15 protein-coding genes are annotated in these 14,678 nt (G+C 73.3%); 8 read left to right on the forward strand and 7 right to left on the reverse strand.

Annotated features, from left to right (window positions below):
- Window positions 1–2: 2 nt before the first annotated feature.
- On the reverse strand, window positions 3–884 hold the full coding sequence (locus ACIQCH_RS26445) for an alpha/beta fold hydrolase (RefSeq protein ID WP_402584789.1): 882 nt from the start codon (window positions 882–884) through the stop codon (window positions 3–5).
- Window positions 885–965: 81 nt separating this feature from the next.
- Between ACIQCH_RS26445 and ACIQCH_RS26450 the strand changes: the two genes are divergently transcribed.
- Both ACIQCH_RS26450 and ACIQCH_RS26455 read left to right on the forward strand, forming a co-directional pair.
- Entirely contained in the window at window positions 966–1,559 is a 594-nt protein-coding gene (locus tag ACIQCH_RS26450) for a CGNR zinc finger domain-containing protein (RefSeq protein ID WP_402584791.1), read from the forward strand.
- Window positions 1,560–1,849: 290 nt separating this feature from the next.
- Window positions 1,850–4,453 (forward strand): ABC transporter substrate-binding protein, encoded by a 2,604-nt coding sequence (locus ACIQCH_RS26455; RefSeq protein WP_402584793.1) that lies wholly within the window; start codon window positions 1,850–1,852, stop codon window positions 4,451–4,453.
- Between the two features lie 48 nt (window positions 4,454–4,501).
- On the opposite strand, the gene ACIQCH_RS26460 is transcribed toward ACIQCH_RS26455, so the two are convergent.
- Entirely contained in the window at window positions 4,502–5,329 is an 828-nt protein-coding gene (locus ACIQCH_RS26460) for a transglutaminase-like domain-containing protein (protein ID WP_402584795.1), read from the reverse strand.
- The gene (locus ACIQCH_RS26465) at window positions 5,326–6,363 is read right to left on the reverse strand and encodes a GNAT family N-acetyltransferase (RefSeq protein ID WP_402584797.1); all 1,038 of its coding nucleotides are present in this window, start codon (window positions 6,361–6,363) and stop codon (window positions 5,326–5,328) included. Before ACIQCH_RS26465 ends, ACIQCH_RS26460 begins: the two co-directional genes overlap by 4 nt.
- A gap of 117 nt (window positions 6,364–6,480) precedes the next feature.
- Here ACIQCH_RS26465 and fdxA point away from each other — a divergent pair, with 117 nt between their 5' ends.
- On the forward strand, window positions 6,481–6,810 hold the full coding sequence (fdxA, locus tag ACIQCH_RS26470) for a ferredoxin (protein ID WP_030203941.1): 330 nt from the start codon (window positions 6,481–6,483) through the stop codon (window positions 6,808–6,810).
- Window positions 6,811–6,894: 84 nt separating this feature from the next.
- Complete coding sequence (gene dapC / locus ACIQCH_RS26475) at window positions 6,895–7,995, forward strand: succinyldiaminopimelate transaminase (RefSeq protein ID WP_402584799.1); 1,101 nt, start codon at window positions 6,895–6,897, stop codon at window positions 7,993–7,995.
- Window positions 7,996–8,147: 152 nt separating this feature from the next.
- On the opposite strand, the gene ACIQCH_RS26480 is transcribed toward dapC, so the two are convergent.
- Together ACIQCH_RS26480 and ACIQCH_RS26485 are read right to left on the reverse strand one after the other, a co-directional pair.
- Window positions 8,148–8,591 carry a hypothetical protein gene (locus tag ACIQCH_RS26480; protein WP_030203948.1) on the reverse strand — a complete coding sequence of 148 codons (444 nt, stop codon included), beginning with the start codon at window positions 8,589–8,591 and terminating at the stop codon, window positions 8,148–8,150.
- A 245-nt stretch (window positions 8,592–8,836) separates the two neighbouring features.
- The gene (locus ACIQCH_RS26485; RefSeq protein WP_402584801.1) at window positions 8,837–9,751 is read right to left on the reverse strand and encodes a hypothetical protein; all 915 of its coding nucleotides are present in this window, start codon (window positions 9,749–9,751) and stop codon (window positions 8,837–8,839) included.
- 85 nt (window positions 9,752–9,836) lie between these two features.
- Between ACIQCH_RS26485 and dapE the strand changes: the two genes are divergently transcribed.
- Together dapE and ACIQCH_RS26495 are read left to right on the forward strand one after the other, a co-directional pair.
- Window positions 9,837–10,922, forward strand: coding sequence for a succinyl-diaminopimelate desuccinylase (gene dapE, locus ACIQCH_RS26490; RefSeq protein WP_402584803.1), 1,086 nt, complete (start codon window positions 9,837–9,839; stop codon window positions 10,920–10,922).
- Between the two features lie 137 nt (window positions 10,923–11,059).
- Window positions 11,060–11,815, forward strand: a complete 756-nt coding sequence (locus tag ACIQCH_RS26495) for a TIGR00730 family Rossman fold protein (RefSeq protein ID WP_402584805.1) — start codon at window positions 11,060–11,062, stop codon at window positions 11,813–11,815.
- 175 nt (window positions 11,816–11,990) lie between these two features.
- On the opposite strand, the gene ACIQCH_RS26500 is transcribed toward ACIQCH_RS26495, so the two are convergent.
- Together ACIQCH_RS26500 and folP are read right to left on the reverse strand one after the other, a co-directional pair.
- On the reverse strand, window positions 11,991–12,398 hold the full coding sequence (locus tag ACIQCH_RS26500; protein WP_402584807.1) for a TipAS antibiotic-recognition domain-containing protein: 408 nt from the start codon (window positions 12,396–12,398) through the stop codon (window positions 11,991–11,993).
- 266 nt (window positions 12,399–12,664) lie between these two features.
- Complete coding sequence (gene folP, locus ACIQCH_RS26505; RefSeq protein WP_402584809.1) at window positions 12,665–13,525, reverse strand: dihydropteroate synthase; 861 nt, start codon at window positions 13,523–13,525, stop codon at window positions 12,665–12,667.
- A gap of 96 nt (window positions 13,526–13,621) precedes the next feature.
- Here folP and ACIQCH_RS26510 point away from each other — a divergent pair, with 96 nt between their 5' ends.
- Both ACIQCH_RS26510 and ACIQCH_RS26515 read left to right on the forward strand, forming a co-directional pair.
- Window positions 13,622–14,089 carry a DivIVA domain-containing protein gene (locus tag ACIQCH_RS26510; protein WP_402584811.1) on the forward strand — a complete coding sequence of 156 codons (468 nt, stop codon included), beginning with the start codon at window positions 13,622–13,624 and terminating at the stop codon, window positions 14,087–14,089.
- Complete coding sequence (locus ACIQCH_RS26515) at window positions 14,086–14,655, forward strand: DNA-3-methyladenine glycosylase I (RefSeq protein ID WP_402584812.1); 570 nt, start codon at window positions 14,086–14,088, stop codon at window positions 14,653–14,655. The genes ACIQCH_RS26510 and ACIQCH_RS26515 overlap by 4 nt, the downstream gene beginning before the upstream one ends.
- The last annotated feature ends 23 nt before the right edge of the window (window positions 14,656–14,678 follow it).

Raw genomic sequence — 14,678 nt, forward strand, 5'->3', positions numbered from 1 at the left:
TCCTAGGCGTCGGCCCGGTCGGCGTCCTTGGCGCGGGCGCGCAGGAAGTCCGCTACCAGCGGGGCGATCCGCGGCAGCTGGTCCTCCAGGGCGAAGTGGCCGGTGGGGAGCAGGTGCAGCTCGGCCTCCGGGAGGTCGCGCAGGTACGCCCGCGCACCCGGCTCGGTGAAGAACGGGTCACCCGTGCCCCACACGACCAGCGCCGGCGGGGTGTGGGCGCGCAGCCACTCCTGCCAGGCGGGGTACAGGGCCACGTTGGAGCGGTAGTCGAGGGCGAGGTCGACCTGGGCCGCCGTGCGGCCGGGCAGGTCCAGGAAGTGCTGGTCGAGGGTCCAGCTGTCGGGGTCGAGCAGGGCCGGGTCGGCGACGCCGGTCTCGTACTGGAACCGCGTGCCGTCGAGCGTGAGCAGGCCCTCGATCTGCTCGACGTCCCCCGGGTTCTCGCGCCGCAGCGCGATGAACTCCCGTGCCGCGTCGGACAGTCCGTCCTCGTACGCGTTGCCGTTCTGGACGATCAGGCCCTCGATCCACTCCGGGTGCCGGGCGGCGATCCGGAACCCGACGGGCGCGCCGAAGTCGAAGACGTAGAGGGAGAAGCGGTCGAGGCCGAGGGCGGTCACGAAGCCCTCCGTGACGTCGGCCAGCGCGTCGAAGGTGTACGTGAAGTCCGCCGGCGCCTCGGTGCGCCCGAAGCCGGGGTAGTCGGGGGCGACGAGCCGGAACTCGCCCCCGAGCTCCGCCATCAGCCGCCGGTACTGGTGGGAGCCGGACGGGAAGCCGTGCAGGAGCAGCAGCACGGGGGCGTCCGCGGGGCCCGTCTCGCGGTAGAAGACGCGGACGCCGTCGACGTCGAGGTGGCGGTGGGTGATCAGGGCCGAGCTCATCACATGCCTCCTTGGGGTGTGGTGGCATTAGATTCGCCGATCACGGCTAACGTGTCAACCGCCTGAGTTAGCATTAGGGGCATGACCGCATCGTTCCCGCTCACCGGCGAGCCCCTCGCCCTGGACCTGGTCAACACCCGCGTCCTGGACGGCACGGTGGACCTCCTCGGCACCCCCGAGGCGCTGGCGGACTGGCTGACGGCCCAGGCCGGCCGGCTGGCCGCCGTACCCGGCCCGGTCCCGGAGGTCGGCGCGCCCGAACTGGCCGCCGTGCACGCGGTGCGCGACACCGCCGCCCGCCTCATCGCGCCCGCCCGCGCGGGCCAGGCGCCCCCGCCGGACGCCCTGCACCGCCTCAACGGCCACCTGGCGGCCGCCCCCGCCCACCGCGAACTGGGCTGGGGCGAGGACGGCTTCACCGCCGGCGTCCGGCGCCCCGCCCCGCTCGCCGACCGGCTGGCGGCCGAACTCGCCGAAGCCGTGGCCGACCTCCTGACCGACCCCCGGCTGGACCGGGTCCGCCAGTGCGAGGGCCACGACTGCGTGCTGCTCTTCCTGCCCGCCCACCCCCGCCGCCGCTGGTGCGTCCCCTCCGTCTGCGGCAACCGCGCCCGCGTGGCCCGCTACTACGAGCGCCACAAGGGGGACCTGCCGGAGTCCCGCCAAGCTCTCTAGGGGGCGTCCGGCCCCGGAATCTCGGGCATTTTCCTTTGGCATGACCGTCCGTAGCGCTACTGTGACCGAACTCACTGCCGCCGGGGGGCGAGCGGTCGCACGCGGCCGCCGGGCGTGATCCCGCCTCGCCCTGCCGTGCTGCCGTGTGCCCGGAGGCGGACGGCTTCGCTGGCCGCCACCCTGACGAGCAGAGGAGCAGCGTGGCGCGGCCGCTTCCCCAAGGGATCGAATACCTCATCGAGCAGTTCGACACGTTCGCGGGCAACCCGGGCAGGAGTCGTCGGTTACCCGTGGTGCTGTTGAAGCGGGACCCCGCCGAGTCCTGGCGCACCCATGCATCAACCGGACGCGCGGTCATCCTCGAGTACCGGGAGCGCCTGCGGGATACGGAGCAGGGCTCTGCGGTCGATCTCGTACCGCACGCACTGATCGAGGACGGAGACGCCGGTCCATGGGACGCCGTGCCCGGGCAGGAGGACGGCGGTGGGCCCGGACAGCACGTCGCGCTGCTGGACGCCATCGTCGAGCAGTTTGAGAACGCCATGCCCCCCGGCACCGGCGAGCTCAGGCTGCCGCGGTTTCACACCTGTCGCGCCGCCCTCGACGTGCCCGTCGGCGCAGGGCCCACCGCGACCAGGCGACGGCGGCTGCGGGACGCGCTCTACGTCCAGCTCCTGCTCCGGCGCCCGCTGCTCAACGCACTGGCGGGACTGGCGGGAGCAACCGGCGGCAACTTCGTGGCCGCCATCTGGGGCTCTCTGGTCCAGCTCCTGGTCGTGGGACTGCCCCGCCGTGTCTACGGTCTGTGGCTCAGCCGGCGGAGCGCCCTGCGCTGGGTCGGCTCCCGACGTCCCAAGGGCGCCAACTTCCTCCAGATGGCGCTGACCATCACCCCGACCGGTACTTCCCGGAGCAACCACGCGCTGGTCCAGCGCATGCTGCTCATGGCTCTGCTGAACGACCTGTCCAGAGCCGCGGCGCCGTCCTGGCCCCTGGTCCATCGGGCTCGTCGGCGCTGGCCCTTCGTCCTGCTCCTGCCCGACGTCGGCGGGGAGGGCACCCCCGTGCGCCAGCTGCTCGACACGTACGCGGACATCGCGAGGACCGAGCGGCCCGCGCCGCTGATGATCCTGGGCGCCCTGTCGGACGAGCCGCCCTCGTACGCGCAGACGCTCGCCGCCGACTCCCGCAGTGTGACCGCCCTCGCCGACCGGGTGCACGGCCTTTACACCGCCCGCTCTTCCTCGGCCGTGTACGTCGTCCCGCTGTCCGCGCACGACGACGACGGCCCGGCCGACCACTGGTGGGACACCAACCCCAAGGTTCCAGTACGAGCGAACGGCTGGGCGGACTACGCGTGGGTAGTGGCGGTCCCGGCCGTCGTGCTCGTCCTCGTCGCCGGGGGGCTGTACGTCTCCACTCGCACCACGGCGCCGTCGTGCCACAAGGTGAGCACAGGAGAGACCGTCGGCATCACCGACGGACACGAATGCCGCTTCGGCGTCCCGGGCCGGGACACCGACCTGCTCGCCCTGGAGGAGATCGCGGCACGGCAGAACGACGCGGCGGTGCACAGCGGGCGCCCGTACCGGACCGTGGTGTTCTTCGCCCCGCTGACGGCCGAGGTCGGCGACTCCACCCCGGTCAGCATCCAGAGCCTGCGCGGCGCACTCGCCGCGCAGGCCGAGATCAACAGCCGCGAGGGCGACGTCGTCCAGATCCGCCTGCTGATCGCCAACGCGGGGCAGTACTTCGCCTACGGATCGCGCAACGACCGGGGACCCGACGTCGCGCGGCAGATCATCGAACGGCAGGACCGGGACGGCATCGTGGCCGTGGTGGGCATCACCCAGAGCCGCCCGGCCTCGCTCGCCGCCGTGGAGGAACTCTCGGACGCGAACATCCCCGTGATCGGCAATTCGGTCACGGGCAGCAGGATGGTGGACGAGCGGCACCCGCCCACCTACTTCCAGGTGTCCCCCTCGAACGACCGGATCGGCCAGGTGATGGCCGAGTTCGCCGCGCAGTCCGAGGAGCTCGCCGAGTTGACGACGCCGAAGGACGGCGGCCGGACGGCCGTGGTGGTCTACGACCCCTACGACGAGTTCTTCAGCTCCGACCTCCGGAGCAAGTTCGCCGAGTACTACAAGGGCGGCAAGGTGGTGACCGTCTCCTACTACGAGCACCGCAACCAGGACGTCAAGGCCGTGGCACAGGAGATCTGCGGCAAGGTCCGGGCCTCCGGGGGGTTCATCCTGTATGCCGGCCGCTCGGGCGAGATGCCGGAGCTGTTCGACACGCTCGACAAGGGCCCGGACTGCAACAAGGAGGACGGGAAACCGGTCGCCGTCTTCGCCGAAAGCGTGGCCGCGAGGTACCTGCAGGACCCTGCGGGCACGCTCCGGGAGCACCCCCATCTGAAGCCGTTCTACGTCACGCTGAACAACTCGAACGGCGCGACGAGGCCCGGCAGCCGGTATTCCGAATTCATCTCCCGCTTCCGGAAGGTCTTCGGGCCCGTCCCGGTGCCGGAGGGGAACGCGGCGGGGGCCTACGACGCGCTCCGACTGACGTCCGAGTCGATCACCTCGATCTACGGGCTGAACAAGTCGTCGCAGGGTGGCGGTGCGAGCGTCCGGCCGGGGGACGTTCTCCAGCAGCTGTCGAACGGCGTCCGGAACTTCTCCGGCACCTCGGGCATGCTGTCGCTGGACAGCGGCCACAGGTACCCGCCGAACAAGGCGGTCTACGTCATGGAGCCGCAGACGGACGGGAGCGTGCGGACACTGCTCGCGTGCGGCCTGCTGCCCGACCGGCCGACCGGCCTGAACAACCCCGCCACCTGGGGCGGCGGTCCCACCAGCAAGCACAAGTGCCCCATGGACGCGGGCTAGGGGGTGGGTGGGGGCCGCGCCGGTCCCCGACCCGGCCCCCACCCACCCTCAGTTCAGCATCGCCCGCGCCGCCGCCGCCTCCGCGCGGATGCGGTCCGCGCCCGGCGGGTCGTACGCCGTCACGATCGCGGCGTAGGAATCCAGCTCCGCGGCCCCGCGCAGGAACTCGCCCCGCTGCACCAGGAGCTGCGCCCTCTCGTACCGCAGCCGGGCCGGGTGCGAGGGCATCCGCAGCGCCAGCTCCAGCGCCGCCAGCTGGACCCCCGACTGCTCAGGCCGGGCCGCGGCCCAGGCGCGGATGTTGCCCAGGATCCGCTGCACGATCGCCAGCGGCGGGGCCGGCTCGAGGTGCGAGGGGTCCAGCGGGCTGCCCGTGGCGCCGACCACCAGCAGCTCGGCGTCCGTACCGGTCAGCGGCCGCCCGCCGGCGAACGGGTCGGCCAGCACCCGCTCCGCAGGGTCCCCGAAGCCGACCACGAAGTGCCCGGGCAGCGCCACGCCGTACACCGGCGCGCCCGCCCGCCGGGCCACCTCCATCCACACCACCGAGAGCATGATCGGCAGCCCGCGGCGGCGCCGCAGCACCTCGTGCAGCAGCGAGGACTCCAGCCGCTGGTAGTCCACCGGCACGCCCTGGAAGCCGTACCGGCCGCCGAGCAGCTCCGCCAGCGCCGAGGCCCAGCCACGGGCGTCGTGCGTGCCGTACGGGAGCTCCCCGGCGAGCCGGTCGAGCTCGATCTCGGCCTCGTCGATGCCCCGCTCGTCCAGACCGGGGTCGCCCGGGTCCAGCTCCGCGGCCAGCAGCAGGCACAGCCGTGCGAGGTCGGGCCGCTCCTCGCGGGCCGCTGAGGCGAACTCCTCCCGCCACCGGCTCACGGCGCGGTCCCGGAGGCGTCGCCGGACGGTGCCCGGAAGTGGTGGTAGGCGTGGTGCGCGGCGAAGCCGAGGCCCTCGTAGAGGCCCTGCGCGCCGCCGTTGTCGGTCTCGACCTGCAGCCAGGCGGCCGACGCGCCCTCCGCCAGCGCCTGCCGGGACAGCGCTGCCATCACCGCGGTCGCCAGCCCGCGCCGCCGCTGCTCGGGCGCCACCTCCACGGCCATGAACCCGGCCCAGCGGCCGTCCACCACGCACCGCCCGATGGCCAGCACCTCACCGGCCCCGCCGCCCTCGCCGCCTTCGACCACCGACGCGAACCACACCGACGGACCGGCCGCGAGCACCTGCGCCACCTCGGGCGCCGGCTCGCCGGACCGCTGGTAGCGGCCCATCCAGGACGCGTCCGCGGTCCGCGACAGCCGCACCGCGGAGAGGTCCGCCGCCACGTCCGCGATCGGCGCCAGCGCCGCGATCCGCACCTCCGCCGACACCTCCCGGACCCAGCCGCGCCGCTCCAGCTCTGCGCACAGCACCTCCTGGGTGCCCGCGGCGCCGGTCGCCGCCTGCACGTACGCCGGAAGCCCTCGTTCCGCGTACCAGGCCGTCACCCGCGCGAGTGCATCGTCGAGGGGTATCCCCGGATCGCCGAGCGGCAGGACGGAGTTGGCCCGGCGGGTGAATCCGGCGGCGGCGCGCAGTTGCCACTCGCCCAGCGGTTCGGCCTCCACGGGCTGCCAGGCGCGCGCAGAGGCCCTCGCGAGTTCCTCGAAAGTCGCTGCCGGACCGCGCCGCCGGGCCGGGGCAGGGGGCACAATCTTGCCCGCTACCAGCGTCGATTCCGCGATGTGGACGGTTTCCCCGGTTCGTCGTGTGATCACGAGCACACCTTCGTCCCAGGATGCGAGAACCCCGACCGTGTCAGTAAAGGTACCGGTGCCGTCCCGCTCGGGGCTGAGGCGTCGAACCGATACGCGTTTTCCCACGTCAGCCGGGGTGATACGTACTTCAAACCGTCCGCCGGCAGTGATTTCCACAGCTCTGTGCGCCCCTCCTGTTCGGATCGTGCCCGGGAACGGAGATACTAGGTGCGGGCATCGACGACGCCGCGCTCCCGCGCGATATGGACAGCCCTACCGAGGAGGAACGAGAGCGTGACCTACGTCATCGCGGAGCCTTGTGTCGACGTCAAGGACAAGGCCTGTATCGAAGAGTGCCCCGTCGACTGCATCTACGAGGGTCAGCGGTCGCTGTACATCCACCCGGACGAATGCGTCGACTGCGGTGCCTGTGAGCCGGTCTGCCCCGTCGAGGCGATCTTCTACGAGGACGACACTCCGGAGGAGTGGAAGGACTACTACAAGGCGAACGTCGAGTTCTTCGACGAGCTCGGCTCGCCCGGTGGTGCTTCCAAGCTCGGTCTGATCGAGCGCGACCACCCGTTCGTCGCCGGCCTTCCGGCCGACATCAACGCCGGTCACTGATCCGGCAACCCGGTCCTGTACGGCGCGCCCGCCGTACAGGACCGATGTGCTTTTCTGCCCGTACGAGAAAGTGAGCACCCCGCCGTGGCCGCAGTCTCCGCCCGCCTGCCCGTCTTCCCGTGGGACAAGCTGGAGCCGTACAAGGCGACGGCGGCCGCGCACGCCGACGGCCTCGTCGACCTTTCCGTGGGCACCCCCGTCGACCCGGTCCCGGCGCACGTCCAGCGGGCGCTGATCGAGGCCGCCGACTCGCCCGGCTACCCCACCGTCTGGGGCACGCCCGCCCTGCGCGACGCGATCGCCGGCTGGGTGGAGCGCCGCCTGGGCGCCGCGTCGGTCGCCCACGCCAACGTCCTCCCGGTGGTGGGCTCGAAGGAACTGGTGGCCTGGCTGCCGACCCAGCTCGGGCTCGGCGCGGGCGACAAGGTGGCGTACCCGCGGCTCGCGTACCCGACCTACGAGGTCGGCGCGCGGCTGTGCGGCGCCGAGCCGGTCGTGTACGACGACCCGACCGAGCTCGACCCGGCCGGCCTGAAGCTGCTGTGGCTCAACTCGCCCTCCAACCCGACCGGCAAGGTCCTGCCCAAGGACGAGCTGGTCCGGATCGTGGCCTGGGCGCGCGAGCACGGCGTGCTGGTCTTCTCCGACGAGTGCTACCTGGAGCTGGGCTGGGAGGCCGACCCGGTCTCGGTCCTGCACCCGGACGTCTGCGGCGGCTCCTTCGAGGGCCTGGTCGCGGTGCACTCGCTCTCCAAGCGCTCCAACCTGGCCGGCTACCGGGCCGCGTTCCTCGCGGGCGACGCGGCCGTGCTCGGCGAGCTGCTCCAGATCCGCAAGCACGGCGGCATGATGACCCCGGCCCCGGTCCAGGCGGCCACGGTCGCGGCGCTCGGCGACGACGCGCACGTGACCGAGCAGCGCGAGCGGTACGCCGCCCGGCGCGCGGCCCTCAAGGGCGCGCTGGAGGCGCACGGCTTCCGGATCGAGCACAGCGAGGCGAGCCTGTACCTGTGGGCCACCCGCGACGAGCCCTGCTGGGACACCGTCGGGTACCTCGCGGAGCTCGGCATCCTGGTGGCACCGGGAGACTTCTACGGCACCGCGGGCGACCGCTTCGTCCGCGTGGCCTTCACCGCGACCGACGAGCGCGTGGCGGCGGCCGTGAAGCGCCTCGGCGCGGCCTGAGCCCTTCCCCGCCGGCCCGACGGCCGCAGGGCGGCCCCAGCGGCCCGCCCGCGGTCCGACGGCCCCGCGGGAGCCCTTGAACGACGGAAGGCCCCGGAGCGCGCGCTCCGGGGCCTGCGCGGCGTACGGACTCCGTCCGGGCCGCGTACGGACTAGCCGAGCGGGGTCACACCGCCCAGCGCGCCGGTCGGCAGCCCGCCCAGGGACGGCGCCGCGGGCACGGCCGGGAGGGCGCCGCCCGGCACTCCTCCGGCGACGGCGTCGGTCGGCAGGCCCGTGTCACCGGCGGCGCCGGCCGCGTCGCCGACGAGGGAGGTGGCGCTTCCGGCCACGTCCGTGGCCGAGTCCTGGGCGGCCGGAGCGCCCTTCTTGACGGCGTCGCCGCCGGCCTGGCCGGCGGCTCCGGTGGCCTGCTGCGCGGTGGCGTCGACTGCCTGGCCGAGGTTCGCGCTGTCCAGGGCCGTCAGCGAACCGAGCTGCGGGAGGGCGGGGGCCTCCGCGGCGCTCGCCGCGCCGGCCGCACCGACCACGGGTGCCGCTCCCGCTGCGAGCAGCAGCGCGGTGCGGGCGATCCGGCGGGTCAGGGGGAGGGACATGGGGCTCCTTCAAGCGGGGTTGTCGTGCGTCGTGCCGAGCTACGTACGCCCTTCCAACAGGTCCCGGGGCGGGGTTGGTTGCGGTGACCCGCGGTAAAGGATTGGTAACGCGTCGCATTATCGGCTTCCTCGAAAATGCGACGACCCGCTGGTGAGCGCCCTGCCGAATCCTTCCGGCCGGTACGCCCGACCCCCCACGCAGGAGCGACCCCTCGTACGTCCGTCCGGTGCCGGACGGGCCGGCGTCAGCCCGCGGACGGGGTGAGCAGGACCTCCGTCGAAGGGGCCTCGGCCGTGCGCCAGCTGCCGCCGTGCTTGCCCGCGGTCCACACGCGGCCGGCGTACGAGACCTCCACGAGGTCGAGCGCGGCGGCCTGCGACACCGCCCAGTGGGCCACCGCCCACCCGCGCCGCTCCGAACCGGCCGGCACGGCCAGCGGGGACGCCGGCACCGAGGCACCCTTCGCACCCCCCGGCAGCACCCCCGGCCCGAAGTCCCGCACCAGCGCCGTCCGCACCCGCGCCGCCGACCCGGCGACCTGCGCCACCGGCCCCCGGCACGTCACCGCCGCCGGCTCCCGCCCCGTCAGCGCCCCGGCCAGCAGCTGCGCGTCCGGCTCGTGCTTCGCGTACGCCTGCGGGAAACCGCTCATCTGCACCCGCTGCGCCGCCACCGTCAGCGGCAGCCGCGAGTAGCCGCGCACCTCCGCGAGCCGGTCGTAGAAGATCCCCGCCGAGTACACCGGGTCGAGGATCTGCCGCGCCGTGCCCCAGCCCTGCGAGGGACGCTGCTGGAACAGCCCCAGCGAGTCCCGGTCGCCGCGCCGCAGGTTGCGCAGCCCCGACTCCTGCATGGCCGTGGCCAGCGCGATCGTCACCGCCCGCACCGGCAGCCCCTTGCGGGTCCCGACCGCGGCGATGGTGGCCGCGTTCGACGCCTGCTCCGGGCTCATCTCGTACGCGGCGCCCTCCCCGCTGCCGCCGGCCGCGGCGCGCACCGTGCAGCGGGGCGCCCCCGGGCCCCCGTTCGAGTCGTACTGGGCGGCGAAGTACCCGGCGATCCCGACGAGCACGCCCAGCCCGGCGACCAGGCGCAGCGGACGGCGGCGGCGGCGCCGACGGGAGGGCGCGGGGCGGGAATCGGACAGGGACGCGGACACGGAGCCACCGTACTCGAGCCACTCCCGAGGTCCACCCGCCGGACGTCGCCGGTCCCGGAGCCCCCGGGGCGTTAGGGTCGGGAGCATGCCCGATACCGCGCTCGACCTCAGCCTCGACGCAGCCGAACTGACCGCCCGGCTCGTCGACATCCCGTCCGTCAGCGGCACCGAGGAGCCCCTCGCCGACGCGGTCGAACAGGCGCTGCGCGCCCTGCCGCACCTGACCGTGGACCGGTTCGGCAACAACGTGGTGGCCCGTACGACGCTCGGCCGCGCCGAACGCGTCGTGCTCGCCGGGCACCTCGACACCGTGCCCATCGCCGACAACGTCCCCTCCCGCCTGGACGAGAACGGCGTGCTGTGGGGCTGCGGCACCACCGACATGAAGTCCGGGGTCGCGGTCCAGCTGCGCATCGCCGCCACCGTCCCCGAGCCCAACCGCGACCTCACCTTCGTCTTCTACGACAACGAGGAGGTCGCCGCCGACCTCAACGGCCTCGGACACGTCGCCGCGGCGCACCCGGAGTGGCTGGTCGGCGACTTCGCCGTCCTGCTGGAGCCCTCCAACGCGCAGGTCGAGGGCGGCTGCCAGGGCACCCTGCGGGTCCTGCTGAAGACCAAGGGCGAGCGGGCCCACTCCGCGCGCAGCTGGATGGGCTCCAACGCCATCCACACGGCCGGGCCGATCCTGGCGAAGCTCGCCGCGTACGAGCCGCGCAAGCCCGTGATCGACGGCCTGGAGTACCACGAGGGCCTCAACGCCGTGGGCATCGAGGGCGGGGTGGCCACCAACGTCATCCCCGACTCCTGCACGGTGACGGTGAACTTCCGGTACGCCCCCGACCGCACCAAGGAGGACGCCGAGGCGCACGTGCGCGAGGTGTTCGCGGACTGCGGCGTGGACGAGTTCGTCGTCGACGACCACAGCGGCGGCGCGCTGCCCGGCCTCTCGCACCCGGCCGCGGCCGCGTTCATGGACGCCGTCGGGGGCCTGCCCATGCCGAAGTTCGGGTGGACGGACGTGTCCCGCTTCAGCGCGCTCGGCGTGCCCGCGGTCAACTACGGGCCGGGCGACGCGCTGCTCGCGCACAAGGTCGACGAGCGGGTGGACACGAAGGCGATCATCTACTGCGAGGACCGGCTGCGGGCCTGGCTGACCTCGGACCTCTGACCGCCGCCACCGCGGACCCGGCCGTCCGCGTACGCCCTCCTGTGGCCCGGAATCGACCCGTGGTTTGACGGAATTCCGCTTTTCGTCACCCTTGTGTGCCTACCCTGATCCGAACGATCAGCAGGAGGGAGCACGTCATGGGCAACCCCGAAGGCGGGCGGCGCAAGCCGGAGGAGCAGCAGCTCGGCCCGGTACTGCGACGGCGCGGGCAGGTGCAGGCGGGGAGCACGACCGACCAGCGGCTGCTGGACACGGCCGGGCCCACCGAGTGGGTGCACACCGATCCGTGGCGGGTCCTGCGCATCCAGTCGGAGTTCATCGAGGGCTTCGGCACGCTGGCCGAGCTGCCGCCCGCGATCAGCGTGTTCGGCTCGGCCCGTACTCCGGCGGACTCGCCGGAGTACGCGGCGGGCGTGGCGATCGGCCGGGCGCTCGTCGACGCCGGCTTCGCCGTGATCACCGGCGGCGGACCGGGCGCGATGGAGGCCGCGAACAAGGGCGCCCGGGAGGGCGGCGGCATCTCGGTGGGCCTCGGCATCGAGCTGCCCTTCGAGCAGGGGCTCAACCCGCACGTCGACCTCGGCCTGAACTTCCGGTACTTCTTCGTCCGCAAGACGATGTTCGTGAAGTACGCGCAGGGGTTCGTCGTCCTGCCGGGCGGCCTCGGCACCCTCGACGAGCTCTTCGAGGCGCTGACCCTCGTCCAGACCCGCAAGGTGACGCGCTTCCCGATCGTGCTGTTCGGGACTGCGTACTGGAGCGGGCTGATCGACTGGCTGCGCGACACCGTCGTGGCCCAGGGCAAGGCCACCGAGCACGACCTGCTGCTCTTCCACGTCACGGACGACGTGGACGAGGCGATCGCCCTGGTCACGAAGGAAGTCGCCGGCTAGCCGGCCGGCGCCGCGCCTCCTACCGCCGGCGCCGGCGCGACCTCGAACGCCACGGAGCCAGGACCCCAGCCGGAGTCCTGGCCCGCGTCGGACAACGCGTCCCGTCCCTCGGCGGGTGCGCCCGGACCCCGGTCTGGCGCACCCGCCCACGGGTGTCCTGCCTCGTGTCGCCCGCCTACGCCGAAGCCTCGGCCCTCGAGCTGGGGGCGAACCCGCTCCCCTGCTCGGCGAACACCTTGATCGCGGCGCCCAGGAACTCCACCATCCCGGGGTGGTAGGAATCGTGGAACGCCCTCATGGCCTGGTCCTCGGCGTAGAAGAGCGACATGCCGACGTAAGCCTCCCGGGAGGGGGTGTAGAACCGGCAGACGATGTCGAAGTGCCTGCGGACGAGCTCCTGGATCTGCTGGTCTCCGGGTAGGGAGCCGCCGTCCAGGAAAGCCGTGATCTCCCGGTACAGGACGTCCCAGTCCTGGTGGACCCGCTCCCTGTCCACATGTTCCCAGTCGTTGGTCCCGGCAAGGCTCTTCGCCTGCTCCTCGGCCAACGACCGGCGACACTCGTCCTCGTAACTGTTCCCCACGGCACCGGTTCCCATCGTTTCGTCACCTCTCCGGTGGATCCCCGAGAGGCCGCCGACATGCCGACATCGGCTGGCCGCCGATGATCAACTGCCGGGCCAGGCCGAACGGTCACACACAGCCACCGGTCCGGCAAACCATTTCCTGGGCCTCCGGTGCTCCGTCCCCGCCCGCCGGCGGCGGAAGGGCGCGGCTCGAACGGCGAGCCGTCGGAGTGGGGCGTTCAGCCGCTCGGCCGCGCGGCCCGGACTCCGGCCGGTCGACCGCCTTAGGCGAGTCCCCGGCGGGCCACCGCCGGGGGCCGGTGGCCCTGGATCGAGGCCACCATGTCGAGGACCTGCCGGGTCTCGGCGACCTCGTGCACCCGGTACACCTGGGCGCCCAGCCAGGCCGAGACGGCGGTGGTGGCCAACGTGCCCAGCAGGCGCTCCTTGACCGGCATGTCGAGGGTCTCGCCGACGAAGTCCTTGTTGGACAGGGAGACCAGCACCGGCCAGCCGGTGGCGGTCATCTCCGGCAGCCGCCGGGTCGCCTCCAGCGAGTGCCGGGTGTTCTTGCCGAAGTCGTGGCCCGGGTCGATGAGGATCGACTCCCGCGGCACACCGAGCGCGGCGGCCCGCTCGGCCAGCCCCACCGTCACGCGCAGGATGTCCGCCATCACGTCCTCGTACGACGTCCGGTGCGGCCGGGTCCGCGGCTCGACCCCGCCCGCGTGCGTGCAGACCAGCCCCGCGCCGTACCGGGCCGCGACCTCGGCCAGCTTCGGGTCCACCCCGCCCCAGGCGTCGTTGAGCAGGTCGGCCCCGGCCTCGCAGACCGCCTCGCCGACCTCGTGCCGCCAGGTGTCCACGCTGATCACCACGTCGGGGTGGCGGCGGCGCACCTCGGCCACGAAACCGACCGTGCGGCGGGCCTCCTCGGCGGCGTCCACGTGCTCGCCGGGCCCGGCCTTGACCCCGCCGATGTCGATGATCGCGGCACCTTCGGCGACCGCCTGCTCGACCCGGTCGAGCGCGGGCTCGTCGCGGAACGTCGCGCCCTGGTCGTAGAAGGAGTCCGGGGTCCGGTTCACGATCGCCATGATCACCGGCTCGTGCGCGCCGAACTCACGCCTGCCCAGTCGCAGCATCCCCTGTTTTCCCTTCTCGATCCGTCGCCTGTGACCTTAACCGCCGTACCCGCATGGCACGATCGGACCGGACAGTCCGCCAGTGGGGAGTTGATCGTGTTCTGGTTCTTGCTGATCGCGCTGGTCGTGGTCGTCACCGGGGTCACCCTCGCCGTCGTGGGCGGCGGGGAGGAGGCGGTGCTGCCGGAGGCGGAGCCGGAGCGGATCGCCGACGCGCTGCCGCCGGCCCGGCCGGTCGCCAGGGCGGACATAGAGGCGCTGCGGCTGCCGGTGGCGGCCCGCGGCTACCGGATGGCCGAGGTGGACGACGTACTGGCGCGGCTGGGCGCCGAGCTGGCCGAGCGGGACGCGCGGATCGCGGACCTCGAGGTGGCCCTCGCGGGCGCGCAGGCCACGGCGGTCGGCGGGCCGGACCTGTTCAAGCGGGACGCCGGCGGGGACCCGGGCCACGGCGGCGCACCGGGCCCGTTCGGGCGGGACACCGGCTGGGACGCGGACCCCGGCCACGAGGGCGGCAGCGGCGGTGCCGGCGGCACCGGTCCGCAGGGGGAGGAACGGCGATGAGCAGCGGTGCGGTGGCCGGACCCGACGGGCGGCTGCGCTGCCCCTGGGGCCTGTCGGCGGAGGACTACCTGGCCTACCACGACGAGGAGTGGGGCAAGGAGGTCCGCGGCGACGACGCGCTCTACGAGCGGCTGTGCCTGGAGGCCTTCCAGTCCGGGCTGTCGTGGATCACGATCCTGCGCCGCCGGGAGGGCTTCCGGACGGCGTTCGCGGGCTTCGAGATCAAGGCGGTGGCCGAGTTCACGGACGCGGACGCGCAGCGGCTCCTGGCGGACCCCGGGATCATCCGCAACCGCGCCAAGATCGAGGCCACCCTGGCCAACGCGAAGGTGCTGGCCGGCTGGGCGCCGGGGGAGCTGGACGAACTGATCTGGTCGCACGCGCCGGAGCCGGTGGCCGCGCCCCGGTCCCTCGCGGACGTACCGGCGGTGACGCCCGAGTCCACCGCCCTGTCCAAGGCCCTGAAGAAGGCCGGCATCCGTTTCGTCGGCCCCACCACGGCGTACGCCCTCATGCAGGCCTGCGGCCTCGTCAACGACCACCTGGTGGACTGCACGGCACGGTGAGCGGGAGGGCGCCCGCCAGCCCC

The sequence above is a fragment of the Streptomyces sp. NPDC093225 genome (assembly GCF_044753805.1).
Classification (GTDB): Bacteria; Actinomycetota; Actinomycetes; order Streptomycetales; family Streptomycetaceae; genus Streptomyces.